The following is a 21,776-nucleotide window of genomic DNA, read 5'->3' on the forward strand; positions in this document are numbered from 1 at the left end:
ACCTGTTATTCTCCCTTTGCTACCACCATCACTACATCTTCCTTATCTACTGTAACGGCTCCTTCGGGCATTCCTTTTAATTTCCTTACATATTTTTTAGGCGTAACAATCACCGGGCACAAACTATCATTTTTCCTTTTCGAATAAAATGCAGCCAGCTCGGCAGCTCTTTCAATGACCGGCGACGGAAAGTTTTTTCCAGGTTGCTTTTTAATCACAACATGAGAGCCACTTACATCCCTGGCATGCAGCCATAAATCTTCTTTGGAAGCGTATTGTCTTGTAAGCAGATCGTTGTTTTTGGCATTTCTTCCCACCAGTATGACATAGCCCATGTACTCCACTTTCTTGAAAAGCTCAGCTGCAGGTACATTCCCCTTGTGAGTTGCTCCATGTAATCCATTAGATTTGATATAAGCACGCAATTCACGCAACAAGTCAATACCATCGATGGATTTAAGATGTTTGGCGATTTGTATCTTCTCTTCCTCCCTGGCAGCCAGATTTTCATTCAGCCTGTCAATCTCTATTTTTTCGTTTTTTGATTTACGATAATATCCCTCCGCATTTTTCTGAGGGGTTAAATCTTTTTTTAATTTAATCCTGATAGGCTGATCCCGGTAAAAATCATATAATTCAGCGACCTCAGCCCGAGCCGGGATTTGATGTAGGTTGGCCATAATGATATTGGCCAGTTCGTCATTCCTGATTGCTCCTTCCAATTCAACCAACTTACTAAACGTATTATCCAGAAAGTTTTCGGTCTGCCGAAGTCTTTTATTTAGAATCCTGATGATTTCCGCTTTCTCACGCTCTATCCCTGTAAGACGTATAAAAGCGTAATAAAATGCATTTAAAGCCTCAACCGGGTCGGTGAAAGTCTCTTTTATTTCACCCAAAGCTAAGAGAGATAACGCAGTCGCATGCTCATACTGAACAAGATAGAAAGTACCATCACCCAACTCATTCAATACAGACTGTATGATATTCCAACGAACTTCCGGTTCTGTAATTCCGTTCAGTTTTCCATTCAGATAGGTATTGATCTGTTTTCCAAAAGTGGGGAAAAGCACTTCATGCTTCTGATTGTGGTGTAAATAGGCTTCAAAAGTTTGTTCAATCGGCCTGTTAAAATCTTTCAGGATAAGCTGATGATCTGCAGTAAGTTTATTATTAAAAAACTCTACCACAGAACCTTGCGAATCGAAAGCAATTAAATTTGATCTATTTCCATACATTTTAAAAACCAATGTACTTCCATTTGTAAATTGTAAAGCAAATGCTCTCTCATTTACAAAGGGCGAAACAGCCACAATTTTCACGCCTTGGAATCCGGCAAAAAGATTAACACTGTTTCTCCTTGCTCTGTCAAATTTTTCCGGGAAACTCAGACTCGAAAAATCTGAGCGCATCATGGCTTTAATGAAAAACGGACTTTCCAGTGACTCGTCAGCAAATGCGCTGGCAAAGACAAGCACCAGCTCATCTTTTTCCTGACTGAACGTCTCAACCAGAAATTTACCGGTTAATTCTTCGTTTAAACGAGGAACCAGCTTTTTTAGAAAATAATAATTCTGATGCAATTTGTTATTGTATTTAACAAACAGTGAATTTCTCCTCTGTCTTTATTCAGAAATCAATTTGATATTACATGTAGCAAAACCGCCTCTTCCTTTTTCACATCTTCAAGAAATCCGCCGGCCTCCAGCCAATGTTCATTGTAATAGGTGTTCAGGTATCTTTCTCCCGAATCACAAATTAGCGTCACAATAGAACCCTTCTCTCCCTCCTTTTTCATTTGCTGGGCAAGATGCAATACCCCCCAGAAGTTTGTTCCCGTGGACCCGCCTACTTTTCTGTTCAGCGATTTACTCAGTACGCGCATCGCCGCCAGACTTCCCGAATCCGGCACCCGGATCATATGATCTACCACACTGGGTAAAAAGGATGGCTCTACCCTGGGCCGCCCGATACCTTCAATTCTTGAACCGTATGTACTGCAAAGTGTTTGATCCCGCTGCTGCCAGTAGTCATAGAAAACAGAATTTTCAGGATCGACTACACATATTCTTGTTGAATGACATTCATATCGCACATATCTGCCCAATGTGGCGGATGTACCACCGGTACCAGCGCCTGTGACGATCCAATGTGGAACAGGATACTTTTCATGGCTCATTTGCCTGAATATAGATTCCGCAATATTGTTATTCCCACGCCAGTCTGTAGCGCGTTCCGCAAATGTAAACTGATCCATAAAGTGCCCTCCTGTCTGGTCAGCAATAGCACGTGAAACTTCGTACACTTCGGCAGGATGATCTACAAAATGACATCTTCCTCCATAAAATTCTATAGCCTGAATCTTATCCGGACTTGTAGCTTTAGGCATCACAGCAACGAAAGGCAGCCCAAGTAACTGAGCGAAGTATGCCTCGGAAACTGCCGTAGAACCGCTGGAAGCCTCAACAACGGTGGTTCCCTGGTTAATCCATCCATTGCATAGCGCATATAAAAATAGGGATCGGGCGAGCCGATGTTTAAGGCTCCCGGAAGGATGCGTAGATTCATCCTTAAAATAAAAATCTATATCAGGAAATCCTGCCAATGTCACAAATACCAGGTGCGTATCGGCAGAACGCTGGTAGTCAGCTTCGATAATTGAAACGGCATTGCTTAACCAGGATGTAACCTCTGTTGTTTTATTTACTGAATATTGCACGTGCAGAACGATATTTTCTACAAAGATGAAATCATCCCAATCAGTATACAAGAAAAGATAAGTTTCAAATCCATGTAGTTATATTTTCCCGATCAGTTGGGAATATACAATGACCTTCCCCGCCCACTCCATTTTCTTTGATAGGTCATATATTTGTACACAAGTATGTCCGAGTGCCGGTATTCTGAAACAATACAATCAGGAAGAAAATCTTTGTCTTCTAAGGCCGCAGATGGATTTCTCACCATGACATGGTTAAACCGCCTCCCTTCTTTTCTGATCACATATTGATACGCATAGTCATGACTGAACTCTTCAAAATCAAAGCCAATATTCTTCGCATCCACTGCATCGATCAAAGTCACCATTTCTTGTATTTCCTGCCAGTTTTCTCCCCAAAGCATTTCTCCGGGCGTACTTTCGAGGATGCTTTTCTGTCTAAGATTGTAAAGTTTTTCTGGCTGAATATTCAGCTGTAGCGGTTTATTAATTACCGGGAAAACTTCATCAAAGAACCATTTTGTAGAAAGCAGCGGATGGGTAGAGCTTAGCAATGCGAAAGGTAATGCGTTCAGCCATAGTGTCATCAGAAGTACTTTTTGAATAACCCCATTCAGCATCGAATACAACAGGCCAATTGCGGGGGCCATCAGCATAAAAAACGGTAAGTGAATTCTCGAACCGTATACCTGATAACTAATAAAATAACAAAAAGTCAGGAATGCAAAGAATGCCAGCGACCAATACAATTTACCTCTGAAAGTCATAATACTAAATGGCAGCGCCAATACCCCAAACAGAATCAACCACATAGCCAGGAAGTTATGTGCAAAATCTTCATTAAAATTCAGCTTATTCATTTTAAATGGCATTCCTGCTGAAGGGGAGTCGAGTGGAATGCCCAGCCTGTCATGAAAATCCGCAAGAACCTGCTGCAAATATCCATTGTAGCTATCTCCCGGCGACACGAATCCAAGGTGCAGAAAGACGTGCTTGGATATCGAAGAAGCAAATACACGATGATTTGTGTGGTCATTCTGATTTCCGGAGCTCATGGTCCCAATAGGACTATTAAAAATCTCATAGGTCCGATACCAGAACGGGGCGTTGCAGATCAGTGTCAGCATGACGACCATCAAACCGGTAGTTATGAGCATTTTCCATTCCCTTCGTTTCAGTAACACAATCAAAAAATACAACGCAAAGGGAAGCGTGTAAAATACAAAAGTCCCTTTTGTCATAATTCCCATTGCAACAGCAACCACCAGAAGAAACAGATCTGCCTGTAAACCGTATTTCAGAAAGCTAAAAATGTAATAAACTGCAGATATAATGAAAAACGAAATGACCAGATCATTTTGGGTAGTCATGGCTTCAAGCACACCGATCGGTACGGTAATGGCGAAACAAAGCGCTATTTTCATTGCCGATGTGCTTCCGTCAAACAACGCTATCAGCATCGATACATAAAACAAAATACCCACCATCGACAGCCATTGCAAAAGCTGAAAATAACGATCTCCCCCAGAAAGAACGAAAGTGTGCAAGTGCACATATTCCGACAGAGGAGCAAAGGAGATTGCCCTTTCTATATGGGATGCATAATGCCTGACGTCTCCACTTTGTAACCAGTAACCCAGCCGGCTCAAATGGTAACAGAGCGAATCAATATTGTTCGGCTTTGCTATTAAGGCTACAATCAGGGTGATCGTAAGAATTGAAAAAAGCACAAGTTGTGTTAAAGCACCCAGCGACTGCCGGAATGTGGTGAATCTGCCGGCCCACAATTTAGGCAGATCTGTAAACCGAACTTCATTTTTGCTTCGTAAACTGAAACACCACCACCCCAGCGCAAGATCCAGGAAAAGCCATGAAAGCGCAATTCCTGTCTTATTAATCGCGTTGAAAAAGCTTAAAAATTCAGTGGAAAGAGCAATAAAAAGCAACAAACCAAGCGCCGTTGATAATAGCGATCGCCTGAGAGGTGAACTAACATGAATAGGAAGAGCCATGAAACTACCTGCTGTGGCCAACAGGATCGCCATGGGTATGAGGAGTATCATTGATTATTGAGTAGAGGTATAATTAATTCAAATTTGGCTATATGGTTATGTGTGTAGGTCTGTAAATTACAGTTCAATAGTCAGACCATCGTAAGACAAACGAACATGTGGCGGGAGCTCAGCTTCAATGTCAGCATGCTTTCCCAATTTATGACTCATATGAATCAGGTATGTTTGTGGAACATTCAGTTTATCGATAAGTTCCAATGACTGAGATAATGTAAAATGCGAAAGGTGCGGCTCCTTTTGTAACGTATCCAGCACGAGTACACGTGAGCCAAGAATTTTCTGCTGCTCTTTTTCAGAAATATAGTTGGCATCTGTTATATATGTAAAATCACCTATCCGATATCCAAATACAGCCAGTTTGTGATGCATGACTTCGATAGGCGTAATGGAGATGCCTTCAATAGAAAATGCGTGATTTTCAATGGGACAAAGTTCGAAATGAGGAACCCCGGGATATCGCTGTTCACTGAAAGCGTAAGCAAATTCTCCTTTTATCTGATTCAGGACAGACTGGCGTCCGTACAAAGGGATATCTTGTTGCTGGCGATGATTATATGCACGAATGTCATCAAGACCGGCAGTATGATCTTTGTGCTGATGCGTAAACAATACCGCTGTGACATCACGTACGTTGGCTCTCAGCATTTGCTGCCTGAAATCCGGCCCGGTATCAATAATCAAAGATTTCCCATGTACCTCCACCCAAACTGAGGTGCGAAGGCGGTTGTCTCGTGGGTCTAATGAACGGCAAACGGCACAATCGCAAGCAATAACTGGTATTCCTTGCGATGTGCCGGTTCCTAGAAATGTAATCTTCATCCGGACTATTCCGTCAAATGCGCCACTACCTCAACCAGGCGGTCAAAATTGAGCGGTTTCATCAGCGCGTCATCAAATCCGGCCTCTTTAAAGTCTTCTTCTGAGTAATTTTTTGCGTTACCCGTTATAGCTACGATTGGTGTTTTTGCTTTTCTAGTATCCGACAATTTCCTGATGCTTCTTGCACATTCCATTCCATCCATTACTGGCATGTTGATGTCAAGCAAAATGATATCAAAGTCTTCTTTTTCAAGAAGTTGTAATACTTGCTCCCCATTCTTCACGGAAGTAATTTCGTAGTGTTGAAATTCCAGAATCTTCCTTGCCAGATTTTGAATTACGGAACTATCTTCGGCAATGAGTACTCGCTTTGTGTATGACATATAATGAATCAGGTATTGTGTTTATAAATAATAAGGTCAAGTTAGGCATATTTAATCCAAGATCGCAAATGAATCCGGCCGCAAGTTTCAAAATTATCAAAAAAAGTAAATAAACGTCTTATACATTTTCAAACCAGTCTTTGAGATGTAAGTTTGTACTTTATTCAGTACATTGAATCAAGCAGAATATGTTCAAAAATAAAGTTATCAGATGGAGTACAATTGCCATGGTAATTGCGATCCTCACCTATTTTGTAGTCGAAAACCTACCTGGCTCTGAAACATCAGAGGACATAGCTGTAACCCGCCCTCAGGAGTACATTGATAAGATCAATAAAGAAAGAGTAGCGAAGGACGAGCTTTTTCGTACCGGGCCTGACTCCCCTATCAAAGACAAAGAAAGCTTCCACGGCCTGCATTACTTTAAAGTAAATCCTGCATACCGGGTGAAAGCAACGATATCACCTTATATGAAGGACGACAAAGAGCTCATAATCCCGTACACTGATAGTACATCAGAAAAATACGAACGTTACGGATATGCTCATTTTAAAATAAACGGAGAAGACCATAAGCTTCTGCTACTGAAAAGCGAAGGAGTGATCTCTGTACTTTTCCGCGATGAAACCAGTGGTAAAGAAACCTACGGTGGAGGCCGTTATCTCGATTATCCTGTTTCAGACATTAAAAACAATACGCTCGTACTTGACTTCAATAATGCGTACAGCCCCTATTGCGCTTATCAGCCTGAATACGCATGCCCTGTACCGCCCGCTGAAAATACGCTACCTATTCCATTGTGGGCAGGAGAACAGGTGGAAGAAGGAGTTCATTAAATAAAAAAACTGTTTCCGGAAGACCCGTTCCGTACTCTTAGCACTTAAATTATTAGTTTTGTAATTCAGCTCGCTTGGTAAGGTTTCGGATACTTTTGTTTTAGGAGTACTGAGCTATCCTGCTTGACTGAGAAAATACTACATAACATAACCATGAAGAACCCCGCTGTACTTACTCAGGTAGGTACGGACAGGTTTACTGTTTTTTATATCGCATGAAAATTTCTTATAAATGGCTGGGTGAACTGATCGAGCTGACTGAAACTCCGGAAGAAATCGGTACACTGCTGACCGCCACAGGCCTGGAAGTTGAAAGTATTGAAGAAGTAGAATCTATCAGAGGTGGCTTGAAAGGTGTTGTCGTAGGTGAAGTTCTTACCTGTGAAAAACACCCTGAAGCAGATCGTCTGAAAATTACGACAGTAGATGTTGGCCTCGCTGAACCACTAAATATCGTATGTGGCGCAGCTAATGTAGGGGCCGGCCAGAAAGTAGTGGTGGCTACCGTAGGAGCTGTGCTATATCCTACCGGAAGTGAAGACCCGATTGTACTGAAAAAATCAAAAATCAGAGGAGCGCTTTCGGAAGGTATGATCTGCGCAGAGGACGAGCTTGGACTCGGCACATCTCATGACGGTATACTTGTATTGGATACAGATACGCCAAACGGAACTCCGGCCGCTGATTATTTCGGAATCTCTTCCGATTACCTGATAGAAATCGGCCTGACCCCCAACCGTGCGGATGCAGCATCTCACTTTGGTGTAGCGCGTGATTTAAAAGCGTTACTGGACAGGGAAATTAAACTTCCTTCTGTCGTAGATTTCCGGGTAGCTGATCAGTCGCTGACATTTGAAGTAAGTGTTGAAAATACGGAGGCATGCCCCAGATATACCGGTCTCACTATATCAGGAATTACCGTAGCAGAATCGCCTGAATGGTTGAAACAAAAGCTACAGACAATTGGGATCCGTTCCATCAATAACGTTGTAGACGTAACTAATTACGTGTGTCACGAGCTGGGCCAGCCACTTCATGCGTTCGACGCTGCCAAAGTGGATGGCAATCGGGTAATTGTTAAAACGGTGGAAGCCGATACAAAATTCACCACATTGGATGATCTGGAAAGAACACTGTCCAACCAGGATCTGATGATTTGCAACGCTACGGATCCGATGTGTATCGCAGGGGTATTTGGAGGAGCTGACTCAGGCGTCAGTAATGCCACAACTGCCATTTTCCTCGAATCAGCGTATTTCTCTCCTATTTGGGTAAGGCGTACTGCTCAGCGTTTCACACTTAAAACAGATTCGTCTTTCCGTTTCGAGCGGGGTACAGATCCGAATATGCCTCTGTTTGCACTAAAACGTGCAGCTCTTCTGATTCAGCAAGTAGCAGGTGGACAGGTTACTTCAGATTTCACTGACATTTATCCGGATCCGATTGAAAATTTCCGGATCAATATTAGCTACAGAAATATAGACAGGCTGATAGGAAAATCACTTGGGGCGGAAAAAATTGAACAGATTCTTACAGGCCTTGACATTGCACTGGAAGAAAAAACAGATGTCGGATTTGTGGCCATTGTACCGCCTTATCGCGTGGACGTGCAAAGAGAAGCTGACGTAATAGAAGAAATTCTTAGGATTTATGGATTCGGACAAGTAGAGCTTTCTGAGTCACTAAGCTCTGACTTCCTTTCCGATTTTCCGGTCAATGATCCTGAAAAACTGAAAATGCGTGTTGCAGAATTGTTAGCAGCAAGTGGTTTTTATGAGATGATCAACAACTCACTCACCAAACCAGATTACGCAGCACTGCTGGGAGAACAGGCTGAACAAAGCACAGTCAAAATTCTCAATTACCTGAGCGAAGACCTGTCTGTGATGCGTCAGTCATTGGTTTTTTCGGGCCTTGAAGTAATTGAACACAATATCAACCGCCGTCAACGCGATCTGAAACTTTTTGAATTTGGTAAGACTTACAATCTCATTAATGAAAAGTATTCAGAGAAAGAAAGACTTGCTGTGTTCCTGTCCGGAAACACACAGGATGAAAGCTGGATTGCAAAGTCAAAAGAAAACGCTTTTCATGATCTGGCCGCAGTCGTAAGTCAGGTTTTGGCTGCTATGAAAATTCGTAATATAGAGAAACAGGAGGCTGATTCACATCTGTTACAATACGGACTGACATTGAGCGTAAATAAAAAACCTGTGGTGACTTTCGGGTTGCTAAAATCGGCAGTCACAAAAAAGGCCAGTGTTAAAGCGCCTGTTCTGTATGCAGATTTTGACTGGGAATATATACTAAAGCAATATGACAGCGCAGTACAATACCGCGAAGTATCTAAATTCCCGGAAGTAAGAAGAGATCTTTCATTGGTAGTCGACAAAAAAGTTACCTTTGAAGAACTGCGTCAGGTTGCGTTTAAAACCGAACGCCAGCTCTTACGTTCCGTTAATGTTTTTGATGTGTATGAAGGGGCCAATCTGGAAGGACGTAAATCATATTCCATCAGTTTTATTTTGCAGGATGATCAACAAACCCTTACAGATAAGGTGATTGATAAAACCATGACAAGATTAATCGCTAATTACGAGCGTGATCTCAATGCCATTATCCGCAAGTGATTTTCCGTGCAGGAGACCAAAAGCAGCTCCTGCACGTTTTTATTTGACAATTTTTTCAAAATAATTCCATTTTTCTGAGAAACCTGATAAAGCCTTCAAACAAAAACCCGAACAAGAATGGAAAGGAGCAGCACACGCATTATCGAACTTAAACTGGCCGATCTGGAAAGAAGATTAGAAATTCTTATTAATACTAAAGAGAATCTAACCTGGTCAGTATCAGAATTACAGCGTGAAAATGCAGAACTCCGTTTATCTAACACGAGGTTAAAGGAAGAGGCGAAGGAAACAAAGAAAAAATACGGTACTTTAGAAAAAGACTTTAATAAGTCTAAAAGTTTCGCTAAAATTGTCACTAGTAAACTGACACCAACGAGCGGATTAGCCGAACTGAAAGAATCAGTTGAACGATATATAGAGGAGATCGATAAGTGCATTGAAATGCTTGAAGATAGCTTATGAAAAAAAATAACATACCTAATCCTGACGTTTCTGTCTTTATAAAACTGTTGGACAGAGGCTTCAAGCTGAGTGTGCCGGCTGATCAGGAAAGATATTACAGGGATGGCTATGAAGTATTCATGGAGCGCGTAAAGCAGCATAAATCAAAGACAAAGGGCTACGACGATATTGAGGCAATGGGTCTCACTGCAATAGAATGTATGGTTGCACTGCAACGCATTCGGGAACAAATGGATGGCATGATGGAAGCATTTCAGGAAAGAATAGAAAAACTGGATGCAGCCGTCGCAAATGCTATAGATAGCTGAAATTAACGAGAAGTTGTTTCGGCCTATCAGTCTATATTCCTAACCTTTGTCTTATTCTTTAAAGAATTCCATCGTTCAGCCATCTGGTTCGGCATTTCATACTTTGGTAGTCGGCAAAAGCCAACTATATTGTAACCATTACATAAAATGCCAGATTCATCCATTTTTATTGTCCTCTTATCCGATATCATCGCTGTTGGTATCGGTGTATTTGCAGGTAAATACATCTTTCAAAAATCTTTCGATCAAAAGGAAAAAGAAGCGCAAGACAGAGCAGCAGAAATTATCCGGAATGCGGAAAACTCAGCAGAAAACATTAAAAAAGACCGTATTCTTGAAGCAAAAGAAAAATATCTACGCCTGAAATCAGAGTTTGAAGAGGATGCAAATAAGAAAAGAAACATTCTCCAGACCAATGAGCAAAAGCTAAAGCAACGTGAACAGACGCTGAATCAGAGTATTGATCAGAACAAAAAGCGCGAGCAGGATCTGGAATCTCAGAAAAACAATCTCGCTCAGCAAATCGATGTAGCTAACAAGAAGCGTGAAGAAGCTGAGAAGTCTTTGCAACAGCAGGTTGCTCAGTTGGAGAAAATTGCGAACCTTACAGCAGATCAGGCGCGCGAACAACTGATAGATGCCCTTAAAGCAGAAGCTGATACAAGAGCGGGATCCTATGTGAAAAGCGCAATGGAAGAAGCGCGCCTTTCAGCTACCAAGGAGGCGAAAAAGATCGTCATCGAAACTATTCAACGTACTGCTGCTGAACACGCTATTGAAAACTGTGTATCTGTATTCAATATCGAAAATGATGATATTAAAGGTAAGATCATTGGTCGTGAAGGGCGAAATATTCGTGCTTTGGAAGCGGCAACCGGCGTCGAAATTATAGTAGATGATACCCCTGAAGCCATCGTGATATCAGGATTTGACCCGGTACGTCGTGAAATCGCAAGGTTATCCCTTCATCGCCTGGTACAGGATGGACGTATTCACCCTGCACGAATTGAAGAGGTGGTTGCGAAAACCCGTAAAAATATTGACGATGAGATCGTAGAAATCGGGGAACGTACGGTAATCGATATGGGTATCCATGGATTGCATCCTGAATTAGTAAAGATGATTGGTCGTATGCGCTTCCGTTCATCTTATGGTCAAAACCTTCTTCAGCACTCACGCGAGGTAGCAAAACTTTGCGCTACAATGGCAGCTGAACTTGGCTTAAATACCAAACTTGCCAAAAGAGCCGGTTTACTGCATGATATTGGAAAAGTATGGCCTGAAGAATCTGATTTGCCGCACGCAATTCTAGGTATGGAATTGGCGAAAAAGTATAAAGAAAATCCGGAAGTATGCAATGCCATCGGAGCTCACCACGATGAAATCGAAATGACGAGTATGCTTTCTCCGATCATTCAGGTTTGTGATGCGATTTCAGGCTCACGCCCGGGTGCACGTCGTGAAATGATGGAATCTTACATTCAGAGGCTGCGTGATCTCGAAAACATGGCCTTGTCATTCGATGGTGTTGAGAAGTGCTATGCGATCCAGGCTGGACGCGAACTTCGTGTCATTATTGATGCTGATAATGTGTCGGATGAAAAAGCAGGAATGCTCTCATTCGATATATCTCAAAAAATTGAAAAGGAAATGCAATACCCTGGACAAATCAAAATCACGGTAATTCGTGAGATGCGTTCGGTTGCCTATGCAAGATAATCCAAACAAATTCAATGACCTATCTAAATCTGAGTAGTTCGGAGCGATTGAAAATTCAATCCCTCGGTGATTTAAAAAAAGCCGGTTATGCACCCCGCTCCATTAAACAGGAGCTGCGTGATAACCTGATAGAGAAGATAAAGCGTAAGGAAAGTGTGTTTCCCGGAATATGGGGATACGAAGAAACTGTAATTCCGGATGTTGAACGTGCCATTTTGTCGATGCACAATATTAATTTCCTGGGTTTACGTGGTCAGGCTAAAACAAGGATTGCCAGGATGATGATCAATCTTCTGGATGAATATATTCCTTACGTAAAGGATTCTGAGTTGCATGATGATCCATTGCAGCCATTATCCCGTTTTGCAAAGGATACCTTGTCTGAATTTGGTGATCAGACGCCGATTGCATGGCTGCATCGAGATGAGCGTTACACCGAAAAGCTTGCGACTCCTGATGTATCTGTTGCAGATTTGATTGGTGACGTAGATCCTATTAAAGCGGCCACCTTGAAATTGCCTTATTCGGATGAACGCGTTATTCATTATGGACTGATTCCACGGTCGCATCGCGGTATTTTTGTAATTAATGAGTTGCCCGATCTACAAGCGAGAATTCAGGTTGCGCTGTTTAATATTTTGCAGGAAGGAGATATTCAGATACGGGGCTTCAAACTTCGTTTGCCTCTCGATATCCAATTTGTATTCACAGCCAATCCGGAGGATTATACCAACCGCGGAAGTATAGTAACGCCACTTAAAGACCGTATCGAAAGCCAGATCGTAACGCACTATCCGAAGACGCTCGAAACAGGCAGAAAGATAACGGAACAGGAAGCAATCGTTAAAAAAGGACAAGGTGAAGTAGTTGTAGTGAACGACCTCATCAAAACCCTGATTGAACAAATTGCTTTTGAAGCCCGAGACAGTGAATATGTAGATAGTAAAAGTGGTGTATCTGCACGTTTGACAATATCGGCCTATGAAACACTATTAAGTACTGCAGAGCGTCGCACGCTGGTTAACGGGGAAGACAGCACATATGGGCGCATATCGGATCTCTATGGGGTGGTTTCTTCTATTTGCGGTAAAGTGGAACTGGTATATGAGGGTGAAGTGGAAGGTCCTGTTATCGTCGCTCAGAACCTAATCGGCAAAGCGATCAGAACTCAGTTTCTGAATTTCTTTCCTGATCCTGAAAAATCGAAAAAAAGCAAGATTAATCCATACGCAAAAGTCATTGAGTGGTTTGGTGCCGGCAATGAAATGGAAATGATCGGAGATATGACCGATCGGGAATATGCAGCCCGATTAGGCAGTATAGATGGGCTTGACGATTTTGTCGACATGTTGAGCGCTTACGGAAGCAAGGAAGAAAAACTTTTCATGATGGAATTTGCATTACACGGAATGGCCGAGTTCTCTTTGATTGGAAAACAATCACTGGATCAGGGCATGAAGTTTCAGGATCTGGTGAGCAGTATGTTCTCTGGTCCCGATGATGAAGATTTCGATTTTGACGAAGATGACGACGACAGCAAACTATTTTAGGTTCCGTCAATACCTTTTTACTTACTAATAAAAATGCCCCGAAAAGTTTTACACTTCCCGGGGCATTTTTTTGATTGATCAGCTATTACTCAGGAGATCCCTCGTCTGTCACATTAGGTTCGCTGGTATCAATAAGCGAATCAGGCTCATTGTTCACTTTTGCACGCACTTTTGCTTCCAGTTCGTCCAGCAACTCAGGATTATCTTTCAATAATGCCTTTACAGCATCACGTCCCTGTCCTAAACGATTTCCTTCGTAGCTGAACCAGGATCCTGCCTTTTTAACAATTTCCAACTCAACCGCAAGGTCGATCACTTCTCCTACTTTGGAGATTCCTTCGCCATACATGATATCAAACTCTACCACTTTAAAAGGAGGAGCTACTTTATTTTTTACAACTTTCACTTTGGTCCGGTTACCAAGTATCGCATCAGCGCTTTCTTTGATCTGGCCAACTCTACGAATATCCAGACGTACAGAAGCATAATACTTCAATGCGTTACCACCCGTAGTTGTTTCAGGATTACCGAACATGACACCGATTTTTTCACGAAGCTGGTTAATAAATATGCAGCAACATCCTGTTTTGTTGATCACACCTGTCAGTTTACGAAGTGCCTGAGACATCAAACGCGCTTGAAGCCCCATTTTGCTTTCTCCCATTTCTCCTTCAAGCTCAGCTCTTGGTACCAAAGCAGCTACAGAGTCAATGACAATGATATCCACCGCTCCACTGCTGATGAGATGCTCGGCAATTTCCAAAGCCTGCTCTCCGCTGTCTGGCTGAGAAATCAGTAAGTTACTCGTATCGATCCCAAGCTTTTCTGCATACAAACGATCAAAAGCGTGTTCAGCATCTATAAAAGCAGCCAGGCCACCTTTCTTCTGAGCTTCAGCTATGCAATGCATAGAAAGCGTCGTTTTACCGGATGATTCCGGTCCATATATTTCTACTATACGGCCGCGGGGAACGCCGCCTACTCCAAGAGCAAGGTCTAATCCCAGAGATCCCGTTGAAATGACAGGAATATCAAGAACTTTGGTATCACTAAGACGCATTACTGTACCTTTTCCAAAAGTCTTATCTAACTTTTCAAGGGTAGTCTGAAGTGCCTTTAGTTTGTTTTCTTTATCGGTTGTTGCTGGTGCTGCCATACTTAATGAAAAGTAATTGTTTATGTTATGATTAAGGTTGTTTTGACAAACCGCTTCTTCATATTTCCTCAACAGATGTAAATTTACGCTATTCAAAGTAAATCTAAAATCTATCTTGTCCTATGTGATGTAATGCTTCAACGTGTTGAAGCACACACCTGAAATAAGCTCATCGATAATTTCAGTAACAAAGATATGATATTAATTGTATCAAACCATATCATTCTGTAAAAATTTTCCAGTATCTGATTATCGCAATTTCAGTGATAATTGGTGTACGCGGCATGGGTAGATATACGTCGAATGCTTCGTTTAAAAATGATTTTCGTCATCAATCTCTACATGCTGTAAAAATACCTTTGCAGCTTATCCTATCAAAGCTCCTTTCGCTTCATTATGATTATTTTACTGTTTTTTATTGCGCATTGGTATCTATCCTTACTGATGCAAACCTTTTTCCTCCACCGCTACGCAGCACACAAAATGTTTACGATGAGTCCTGCCTGGGAAAAAACATTTTATGTATTTACCTGGGTATTCCAGGGATCTTCATTTCTAAGTCCCTACGCCTATGGCGTCATGCACCGTCTTCATCATGCTTATGCTGATACCGAGGATGATCCGCACTCTCCCAGCTTTTCGAGCAGCCTGACAGACATGATGTGGAAAACAAAAAATTACTACAATACAATTGTCAGGCGTACAGATACCATCGAAGCCAAATTCAAAAAAGGTGTACCACACTGGGAGTTTATGGAAAAAATCGGAGACTCATGGTTATCCAGATTGGGCTGGGGCATATTCTATATCCTTTTCTATGTACAATTTGCTACGCATTGGTGGATGTATCTGCTTTTGCCCATTCACTTTCTAATGGGACCGGTACATGGAGCGATTATCAATTGGTATGCGCATAAATATGGATACGTTAATTTTCCCGTAAATGATACTGCTAAGAATCTTCTGCCCTTCGACTTTTTAATGATGGGAGAATCTTACCATAACAACCACCATAAGTTTGGAGGTCGTGCCAATTTTGGCTTCAAATGGCATGAATTTGATCCTACCTACCCTTTTATTTTATTATTAAACAAGCTCAGGATCATCAAACTGAAACCGAATAATGATCTGAATTATATGTAAAAACTAAAAACATACGATATTTTTGTTTTTCAACCGGCCGGCTGTTCATCACCGGCCTTTTTTGAGTTTTAACAAGTCAGAATATCGTGCTAAAAAAAATCCTCATTGCCCTACTCTGTGTCGTTATTACATTTGGCATTGTTTACCGTGACCTGCTGAGTTATGGATGGATGCAGGCAAAAGGACAGGTCAGCATTCTTTTAAATGTAAAGGATGTCAGTGAAGTATTGGCAGACCCGGCCTTTCCGGACTCATTAAAAGCACAAATCCGTTTGATTGAAGAAATCAAACAATTCGGGGTGGATTCGCTGGGTCTTTCTCCTTCAAAAAACTATACAACCTTTTACGATCAACATAACAAGCCGCTTATCTGGATTATTACAGCATCCGACAGATATAGAATCAAGGCCTATAAATGGCATTTCCCCATCCTCGGCAGCTTTCCATACAAAGGCTATTTCGATTCTACACGTGCAGTAAAAGAAGAAAAAGTGCTGGTAGATGAAGGATTTGATACCGATATCGGCGAAGTGTCAGCCTGGTCAACACTGGGTTATCTCCGGGATCCGATTCTCTCCAGCATGTTCAAAAGAAGGGAAGGAAGCCTCGCTAATCTTATTCTCCACGAACTTACTCATGGAACACTTTTTGTTAAAAATGATCTGGAATTAAATGAAAACCTGGCCAGTTTTGTCGGAGATTTAGGAGCTACACTTTTTCTAAAACAGAAATATGGAGCAGATTCAAAGCAATATGCAGACTATGAGTATTCTAAAAAATACAATGATGCTTATTCGCAACATATGTTAAGGGGCATAAAGCAATTAGATAGTCTTTATCTTACATTCGGGCCAGACCAAACACCAAAACCAGAAAAAGACTCTGCTAAAAAGAACATGATATTGAAAATTGTTAGTGCTACCGATACACTGATGGGCGGAAGAAAAACGTTGAAAGCCAAACGTTCGGACGAGACATCTTTTTTACCGGGAAATGCGTATTTTATAAGTTATCAAACTTATAAATCCAAACAAAATGTTTTCAAGCAAGAATACGAAAGCAAATTCGGAAGCAATTTTAAAAAGTATCTGGGTTATCTGAAGGATAAATACCCCTCTCTCTAATCTTAACTTTTAAGCATGAAATACATACACCTTACACTACTTATTCTCTTAATTTCATTAGTTTTTGCAGGTTTCCGACAGTTTGACCAAGCCAGGGTAGTACCTAATAAAAGTTTTGGCTTTGGCGAAAAGGTAGAGTACCGCGTACATTACGGCTTCATTAATGCAGCGGAAGCAAAAGTCGAAATAGCCAAAAACTTCTCTGTGGTAAATAACAAGCCGTGTTATAAAATCAATGTTACAGGCCGCACCGTTGGTCCATTTGACCTGATATCCAGAGTGCGAGATACCTGGAGGTCGTATGTTGATACAGCCGCTATCATTCCGCAAATGTTTCAGAGAAATATTCAGGAAAATAAATACAGAAAAGACGAAACGGTGGTTTTCAATCACAACAAGGATGTCGCTGTATTATCTATAAAAGATGAAACAAAAACATATGCAGTCCCTAATAATGTACATGATATTATTAGCGGTTATTTCCTTTTACGAACCATGAACTTCGATCGTATAGCAGAAGGAGAGGTGATTGAAGTGCCTACCTTTTTTGATGGTGAAGTGTATAAGCTCAGGGTAAGGTATGTGGGTAAAGATGTAATCAAGACGAAGTTTGGTAAAACACGTGTACTACGTTTGAACCCGCTGATCCCTGATAACAAACTATTCAAAGGCGAAGGTGCTATGAAGCTCTGGATCTCCGATGATGTGAATAAAATCCCACTAAAAGTTCAGGTGGAACTGGTGATAGGTTCTCTTGAAATGGATCTCAAATCTTACAAAGGATTAAAAGCAGAGCCCGTATGGTTCTGATCAGAAACCTGCGAATGGATTGAACATAGTTAAGCGGGAATCGCAAGCTCGTTTTACTCATCGTAAAGAACACCGTATCCACTCCGCCAAACGACTGATAGAAAGAACGAACATCAGGTTTTTGCGCACTTTCAAAGTCAAAGATTAAGTCAGTTTCCTTATGCTCCTGAAAATAGCGATCCAACATCACTGTGCGGGCATTTCCTTTCCGTCCATGATCGTCTGCAGCATTAAAGATATATACTGAATAGCGTCCGTATCTGAAAATCAAAATGCCTGCGTGCACTTCTCCATGCAAAGTAGCATATTGTAATGTCACGGTTCCATATTGTCGAAAAACCTTTACCAACTTTTCAAGCGTTTGGTAAGCACTCCCACGTACCCCGCCTTCAATTCGCTGCGCATGATGCTCTTTGAACAGAGCAATAAGTGCAGCGGTATTTGTCTGCTCTTCGCATATCCAGTTCCATTCAAGCCCTCTTTTCAGATTTCGTTTTCTGTCAGCATGATAGGATTGATTTTGTACAGGGGATTTTCTGCATGTGCGATGTTCCAAAAATGATACATCCGGAAAACGATTCATCAAATGCCTGATCGTACCTGACAAATCAGGATGAAAACTGTAAGAAGATATGTAAGGAAAGTGAGAAAGACAGGATCTTAAAAAGATAGAAACAATCTCGTTCGTTAAGACCGCCGTGGAAAATATTCCGAGATATTGGCAAAAATGAGGCTGATAAATAACCGGAAAACTCAGCCGTCTCTTGACAGGCAATGGCATTATAATCTGATAATCATTAGCAGATGGCCAGACAAGCGCCTGCCAGCTTTCACTTACAATGTCCAGATACCAGCTGAATCCGTAAAAAACAGAATGTAAAGAATCAGTAATCAGAACATCCCAGCGACAGGGATCTATATCTGAACGATTAAGGAGAACAGGTTCCAACACAATCAGGATTAAATAAACCAATGAATGTGCTTGAAACGTAGCTTTTTATTTAAAGTAACTGCGTAGCTTGAGAAGCGTTTCCTCTACGTCAGGTGTTTCATCCATGAGCAGATTCACACTTTGTATCGAGTGAATCACCGTACTATGGTCTCTTCCGCCAAAATGATAACCAATAGACTTAAGAGGAAGCTCTGTATATTCTTTTGCCAGATACATTGCCAGCTGCCTTGGATAGACTACTTCTTTCTTCCGGCTTTTACTTTTTAAATCTGCAATGGTAACCTGAAAATAGTCGGCAACAACTTCCTGAATAGTATCAATGGTCACCTCCTTCTCCTCATTCATAACGATGTTACGCAGCGTATTTTTCGCCAGTTCCACGTCAATTTCCCGTCGGGTTAGTGAGGCCTGCGCCATCAGCGAAACGATTACCCCTTCCAGTTCACGTACGTTGGAATTTACACTATGCGCTACATATTCAATTACATCGTAATCGATAGAAATTCCTTCAGACTGGATTTTTTTCTGAATAATGGCAATACGCGTTTCGAAATCAGGTGTCTGCAAATCGGCAGTAAGCCCCCATTTGAACCTGGAAAGCAAACGATCCTGCAATCCCTGCAGTTCACGCGGCGGGCGGTCACTGGTCATGATGATCTGCTTGCCCATCTGATGCAGATGGTTGAAGATATGAAAGAAGGTGTCCTGTGTCTTCTCCTTACCTGACAGGAACTGAACATCATCAATAGCCAGTACATCCACCTTCATATAGAAGTCGGTAAAATCCTGTAACGTATTGTTTTTGATTGAGTTAATAAACTGATTCGTGAACTTTTCCGAAGAAACATACAATACCAGTTTATTATCAAAATGATTGGTGATGTAATTACCAATGGCTTGTACCAGGTGTGTTTTACCAAGCCCAACCCCACCGTACATCATGAGTGGATTGAAAGAGGTAAGTCCCGGACGCTGAGCTACCGCAAAGCCTGCTGAACGCGCCAAGCGGTTACAATCTCCTTCAATAAAATTATCAAAAGAGTAATTGGGATTCAAATAAGTATCAAGGGTCATGGCATCATGATCCTTTAACTTAATGTTAGCCCCTACCCGCGGATCTGTTGAAAAATTGTCTGGTTTGGAAGTACTGGTTGTCTTCGGGGTGGACACGTTCATTGTAAGCGGCTGATGCTTGTCATTACCTTTATCTACGATAATGGAATATTCAAGCAAGCCATCACGACCAATCGCATAGTCGAGTGCCTTCCTAAGCAGATTCACATAGTTATCCTCCAGCCACTCATAAAAGAATTGACTTGGCACCTGTATGGTAAGTACCTTGCCATACAGCTTCAAGGGACGAATGGGTTCGAACCATGTCCTAAAGCTTTCTTCCGGTACATGTTCCTGAACGACCCTGAGACATGCGTCCCATACCTGATCTACTTCCCTATATCCGCTTAGTCTTTCCAATGTCAAAAACCCTAGTCAGTGCTTCTTTAAAAATCAAAAGGACGCAAAGATATAAAAATAACCTGATCCTTGCTGCTGAAAATACCGCACAATTTAAGATCGTAACGAGGTAATTTCAAGCCGTATACTCAATACTGATCAAAAGCGATTGTTATTTGGGAACATTACTTAGTGAAATCATGAATAAAACATAACTTACCTTAAAATTACAGCATTGTATTGTTGTCATTTTCGTTTTACCTTCTGATTAAATATGATGGATATGGCCGGAAATCTGTTTGCCGAATTTCAATCTTCTCATCGGTCAGACTGGGAAAAGCTGGTGGTAAAGGAAATCAAACGACCCATTTCGGAGCTACCCCATTTCCATCCTTTTTATCCTCATCTGTGCTCCCCTTATTTTTCTCATGAGGAATATGATCCCGCACGTTATGCTTTGTTGCAAAAATGCCAGAGAAAAGATACAGGCTGGCTTAATATGCCGGCATTACGTATTAAAGATATTACCGATACCACGAGAAAAATTGAGCAGAAACTAACATCGGGTGCACAGGCTATATTATTAATCGCTCAGAACAATTCCATTGACCAGATCAAGAACATTCTGAGTATTTTCAAGCCAAAAAAAATTCCATTTTTCATATCTTCTGATTACAACGCCGTTGATCTCTATAAGACATTTGAGAACAACATGACAGGTTTAAAAGGCGGCATTGCCCATGACCCGCTTGCCTATTGGATAAGATCCGGAAACGAATTTGACCATAGCCTGTCAGCATTGACACATGTATGTAATTTAGCAAAGGAGAATCAGGGTTTTTATCCCCTTATGATTGATGGCCACGTTTACCATCAGGCTGGCGTAACCCCAGAGCAGGAACTTGCCATGGTTATGGCTTCATTTACATTTTACCTGGATAAGCTCACAGATTCGGCCCTTACTGCTCAGACTATTTCTAATCATCTATTCTTCTCACTTTCGGTTGGTACCGACTATCTGTCTGAAATTGCAAAGCTCAGAGCATTCCGTATGCTTCATCACCGTTTAATGAAAGCATACAATTGTGCATCTTCTGAAATTAATGATCCGTTTATTCACGCGGAAACTTCGCGTTTTTACCATGCTGAAACAATGGAGCATACCAATATCATCAGAACTACAAGTGAAGCAATGAGTGCAATCATTGGTGGCTGCAATGCACTAACAGTTTTCCCCTTTGATAACGGCAGTGATTTTTCTGAGAGGATAGCGTTGAATATTTCTTCCATTATCGCTCACGAATGCGGTGTAGGGCAAATACCTGATCCCTCAGCAGGCTCTTATTTCATTGAAAATCGCAGTTTAATGATAGCGGAATCAGCATGGAACCTATTTTTAGAAATCGAAAGGCGGGGAGGTATATGCCAAAGTTTTAAAAATGGACTGATACCTGATCTGGTTACGCTATCGTGGAATGCAAAAATGAAAGCAATGAAAGAGGGTTGTGTGATGGTGGGTGTCAATCAATATAACACCACTTCGAAACCTGTGATTCATACAGAAGTGAAAGACAGCCCTGCAGCTGGACTCCTTGCATCGAAAAATCTGCCATTATCCTGGTATACCAACTAACTCGAACG

The 21,776-nt window shown here is 41.5% G+C and carries 18 protein-coding genes; 10 read left to right on the forward strand and 8 right to left on the reverse strand.

The annotated features are described in order from the left end of the window. Positions 1-5 precede the first annotated feature (5 nt). From AC1XUE_RS06410 to AC1XUE_RS06430, 5 genes are all read right to left on the reverse strand, one after another. Positions 6-1,583 (reverse strand): NFACT RNA binding domain-containing protein, encoded by a 1,578-nt coding sequence (locus AC1XUE_RS06410; RefSeq protein WP_483355108.1) that lies wholly within the window; start codon positions 1,581-1,583, stop codon positions 6-8. A 53-nt stretch (positions 1,584-1,636) separates the two neighbouring features. Beyond that, positions 1,637-2,770: a PLP-dependent cysteine synthase family protein gene (locus tag AC1XUE_RS06415; protein WP_483355109.1), complete on the reverse strand. Its 1,134-nt coding sequence runs from the start codon at positions 2,768-2,770 to the stop codon at positions 1,637-1,639. 41 nt (positions 2,771-2,811) lie between these two features. Continuing rightward, positions 2,812-4,782, reverse strand: a complete 1,971-nt coding sequence (locus AC1XUE_RS06420) for a glycosyltransferase family 39 protein (protein WP_483355110.1) — start codon at positions 4,780-4,782, stop codon at positions 2,812-2,814. 66 nt (positions 4,783-4,848) lie between these two features. Beyond that, positions 4,849-5,610 carry an MBL fold metallo-hydrolase gene (locus tag AC1XUE_RS06425; RefSeq protein WP_483355111.1) on the reverse strand — a complete coding sequence of 254 codons (762 nt, stop codon included), beginning with the start codon at positions 5,608-5,610 and terminating at the stop codon, positions 4,849-4,851. 5 nt (positions 5,611-5,615) lie between these two features. Further along, positions 5,616-5,993, reverse strand: coding sequence for a response regulator (locus AC1XUE_RS06430; RefSeq protein WP_483355112.1), 378 nt, complete (start codon positions 5,991-5,993; stop codon positions 5,616-5,618). A gap of 188 nt (positions 5,994-6,181) precedes the next feature. Here AC1XUE_RS06430 and AC1XUE_RS06435 point away from each other — a divergent pair, with 188 nt between their 5' ends. The 6 genes from AC1XUE_RS06435 to AC1XUE_RS06460 all read left to right on the forward strand — a co-directional run bounded on the left by AC1XUE_RS06435 (position 6,182) and on the right by AC1XUE_RS06460 (position 13,498). Further along, positions 6,182-6,829 carry a DUF1684 domain-containing protein gene (locus tag AC1XUE_RS06435; protein WP_483355113.1) on the forward strand — a complete coding sequence of 216 codons (648 nt, stop codon included), beginning with the start codon at positions 6,182-6,184 and terminating at the stop codon, positions 6,827-6,829. Between the two features lie 215 nt (positions 6,830-7,044). Next, positions 7,045-9,459 (forward strand): phenylalanine--tRNA ligase subunit beta, encoded by a 2,415-nt coding sequence (gene pheT / locus AC1XUE_RS06440; protein WP_483355114.1) that lies wholly within the window; start codon positions 7,045-7,047, stop codon positions 9,457-9,459. A gap of 117 nt (positions 9,460-9,576) precedes the next feature. Continuing rightward, the gene (locus AC1XUE_RS06445; RefSeq protein ID WP_483355115.1) at positions 9,577-9,921 is read left to right on the forward strand and encodes a hypothetical protein; all 345 of its coding nucleotides are present in this window, start codon (positions 9,577-9,579) and stop codon (positions 9,919-9,921) included. Continuing rightward, positions 9,918-10,229, forward strand: coding sequence for a cell division protein ZapA (locus AC1XUE_RS06450; protein ID WP_483355116.1), 312 nt, complete (start codon positions 9,918-9,920; stop codon positions 10,227-10,229). The genes AC1XUE_RS06445 and AC1XUE_RS06450 overlap by 4 nt, the downstream gene beginning before the upstream one ends. 147 nt (positions 10,230-10,376) lie before the next feature. Further along, positions 10,377-11,948 carry a ribonuclease Y gene (rny, locus tag AC1XUE_RS06455; RefSeq protein ID WP_483355117.1) on the forward strand — a complete coding sequence of 524 codons (1,572 nt, stop codon included), beginning with the start codon at positions 10,377-10,379 and terminating at the stop codon, positions 11,946-11,948. A 14-nt stretch (positions 11,949-11,962) separates the two neighbouring features. Beyond that, on the forward strand, positions 11,963-13,498 hold the full coding sequence (locus AC1XUE_RS06460) for a sigma 54-interacting transcriptional regulator (RefSeq protein ID WP_483355118.1): 1,536 nt from the start codon (positions 11,963-11,965) through the stop codon (positions 13,496-13,498). An 85-nt stretch (positions 13,499-13,583) separates the two neighbouring features. Here the strand turns inward: AC1XUE_RS06460 and recA are convergent, their stop codons facing one another. Further along, positions 13,584-14,654, reverse strand: a complete 1,071-nt coding sequence (recA, locus tag AC1XUE_RS06465; RefSeq protein WP_483355119.1) for a recombinase RecA — start codon at positions 14,652-14,654, stop codon at positions 13,584-13,586. Between the two features lie 396 nt (positions 14,655-15,050). Between recA and AC1XUE_RS06470 the strand changes: the two genes are divergently transcribed. The 3 genes from AC1XUE_RS06470 to AC1XUE_RS06480 all read left to right on the forward strand — a co-directional run bounded on the left by AC1XUE_RS06470 (position 15,051) and on the right by AC1XUE_RS06480 (position 17,731). After that, a complete protein-coding gene (locus AC1XUE_RS06470; protein WP_483355120.1) occupies positions 15,051-15,797 on the forward strand; it encodes an acyl-CoA desaturase in 747 nt (248 codons plus the stop codon). A gap of 86 nt (positions 15,798-15,883) precedes the next feature. Continuing rightward, complete coding sequence (locus AC1XUE_RS06475) at positions 15,884-16,921, forward strand: aminopeptidase (protein ID WP_483355121.1); 1,038 nt, start codon at positions 15,884-15,886, stop codon at positions 16,919-16,921. A 15-nt stretch (positions 16,922-16,936) separates the two neighbouring features. Beyond that, positions 16,937-17,731 (forward strand): DUF3108 domain-containing protein, encoded by a 795-nt coding sequence (locus AC1XUE_RS06480; protein ID WP_483355122.1) that lies wholly within the window; start codon positions 16,937-16,939, stop codon positions 17,729-17,731. On the opposite strand, the gene AC1XUE_RS06485 is transcribed toward AC1XUE_RS06480, so the two are convergent. Beyond that, the gene (locus AC1XUE_RS06485) at positions 17,688-18,680 is read right to left on the reverse strand and encodes a GNAT family N-acetyltransferase (RefSeq protein ID WP_483355123.1); all 993 of its coding nucleotides are present in this window, start codon (positions 18,678-18,680) and stop codon (positions 17,688-17,690) included. The genes AC1XUE_RS06480 and AC1XUE_RS06485 overlap by 44 nt on opposite strands. Before the next feature lie 48 nt (positions 18,681-18,728). Further along, positions 18,729-20,156, reverse strand: a complete 1,428-nt coding sequence (dnaA, locus tag AC1XUE_RS06490) for a chromosomal replication initiator protein DnaA (RefSeq protein WP_483355124.1) — start codon at positions 20,154-20,156, stop codon at positions 18,729-18,731. A gap of 262 nt (positions 20,157-20,418) precedes the next feature. Between dnaA and AC1XUE_RS06495 the strand changes: the two genes are divergently transcribed. Next, on the forward strand, positions 20,419-21,768 hold the full coding sequence (locus AC1XUE_RS06495; RefSeq protein WP_483355125.1) for a methylmalonyl-CoA mutase family protein: 1,350 nt from the start codon (positions 20,419-20,421) through the stop codon (positions 21,766-21,768). The last annotated feature ends 8 nt before the right edge of the window (positions 21,769-21,776 follow it).

The sequence above is a fragment of the Dyadobacter sp. HNCC25DJ187 genome (assembly GCF_056895255.1).

Bases quoted from the DNA above. Each gene is read 5' to 3' on its own strand.
- AC1XUE_RS06420 (WP_483355110.1), bottom strand. From the start codon at position 4,782: ATGATACTCCTCATACCCATGGCGATCCTGTTGGCCACAGCAGGTAGT.
- AC1XUE_RS06425 (WP_483355111.1), bottom strand. From the start codon at position 5,610: ATGAAGATTACATTTCTAGGAACCGGCACATCGCAAGGAATACCAGTT.
- AC1XUE_RS06430 (WP_483355112.1), bottom strand. From the start codon at position 5,993: ATGTCATACACAAAGCGAGTACTCATTGCCGAAGATAGTTCCGTAATT.
- AC1XUE_RS06435 (WP_483355113.1), top strand. From the start codon at position 6,182: ATGTTCAAAAATAAAGTTATCAGATGGAGTACAATTGCCATGGTAATT.
- pheT (WP_483355114.1), top strand. From the start codon at position 7,045: ATGAAAATTTCTTATAAATGGCTGGGTGAACTGATCGAGCTGACTGAA.
- AC1XUE_RS06445 (WP_483355115.1), top strand. From the start codon at position 9,577: ATGGAAAGGAGCAGCACACGCATTATCGAACTTAAACTGGCCGATCTG.
- AC1XUE_RS06450 (WP_483355116.1), top strand. From the start codon at position 9,918: ATGAAAAAAAATAACATACCTAATCCTGACGTTTCTGTCTTTATAAAA.
- rny (WP_483355117.1), top strand. From the start codon at position 10,377: ATGCCAGATTCATCCATTTTTATTGTCCTCTTATCCGATATCATCGCT.
- AC1XUE_RS06460 (WP_483355118.1), top strand. From the start codon at position 11,963: ATGACCTATCTAAATCTGAGTAGTTCGGAGCGATTGAAAATTCAATCC.
- recA (WP_483355119.1), bottom strand. From the start codon at position 14,654: ATGGCAGCACCAGCAACAACCGATAAAGAAAACAAACTAAAGGCACTT.
- AC1XUE_RS06470 (WP_483355120.1), top strand. From the start codon at position 15,051: ATGATTATTTTACTGTTTTTTATTGCGCATTGGTATCTATCCTTACTG.
- AC1XUE_RS06480 (WP_483355122.1), top strand. From the start codon at position 16,937: ATGAAATACATACACCTTACACTACTTATTCTCTTAATTTCATTAGTT.
- AC1XUE_RS06495 (WP_483355125.1), top strand. From the start codon at position 20,419: ATGGCCGGAAATCTGTTTGCCGAATTTCAATCTTCTCATCGGTCAGAC.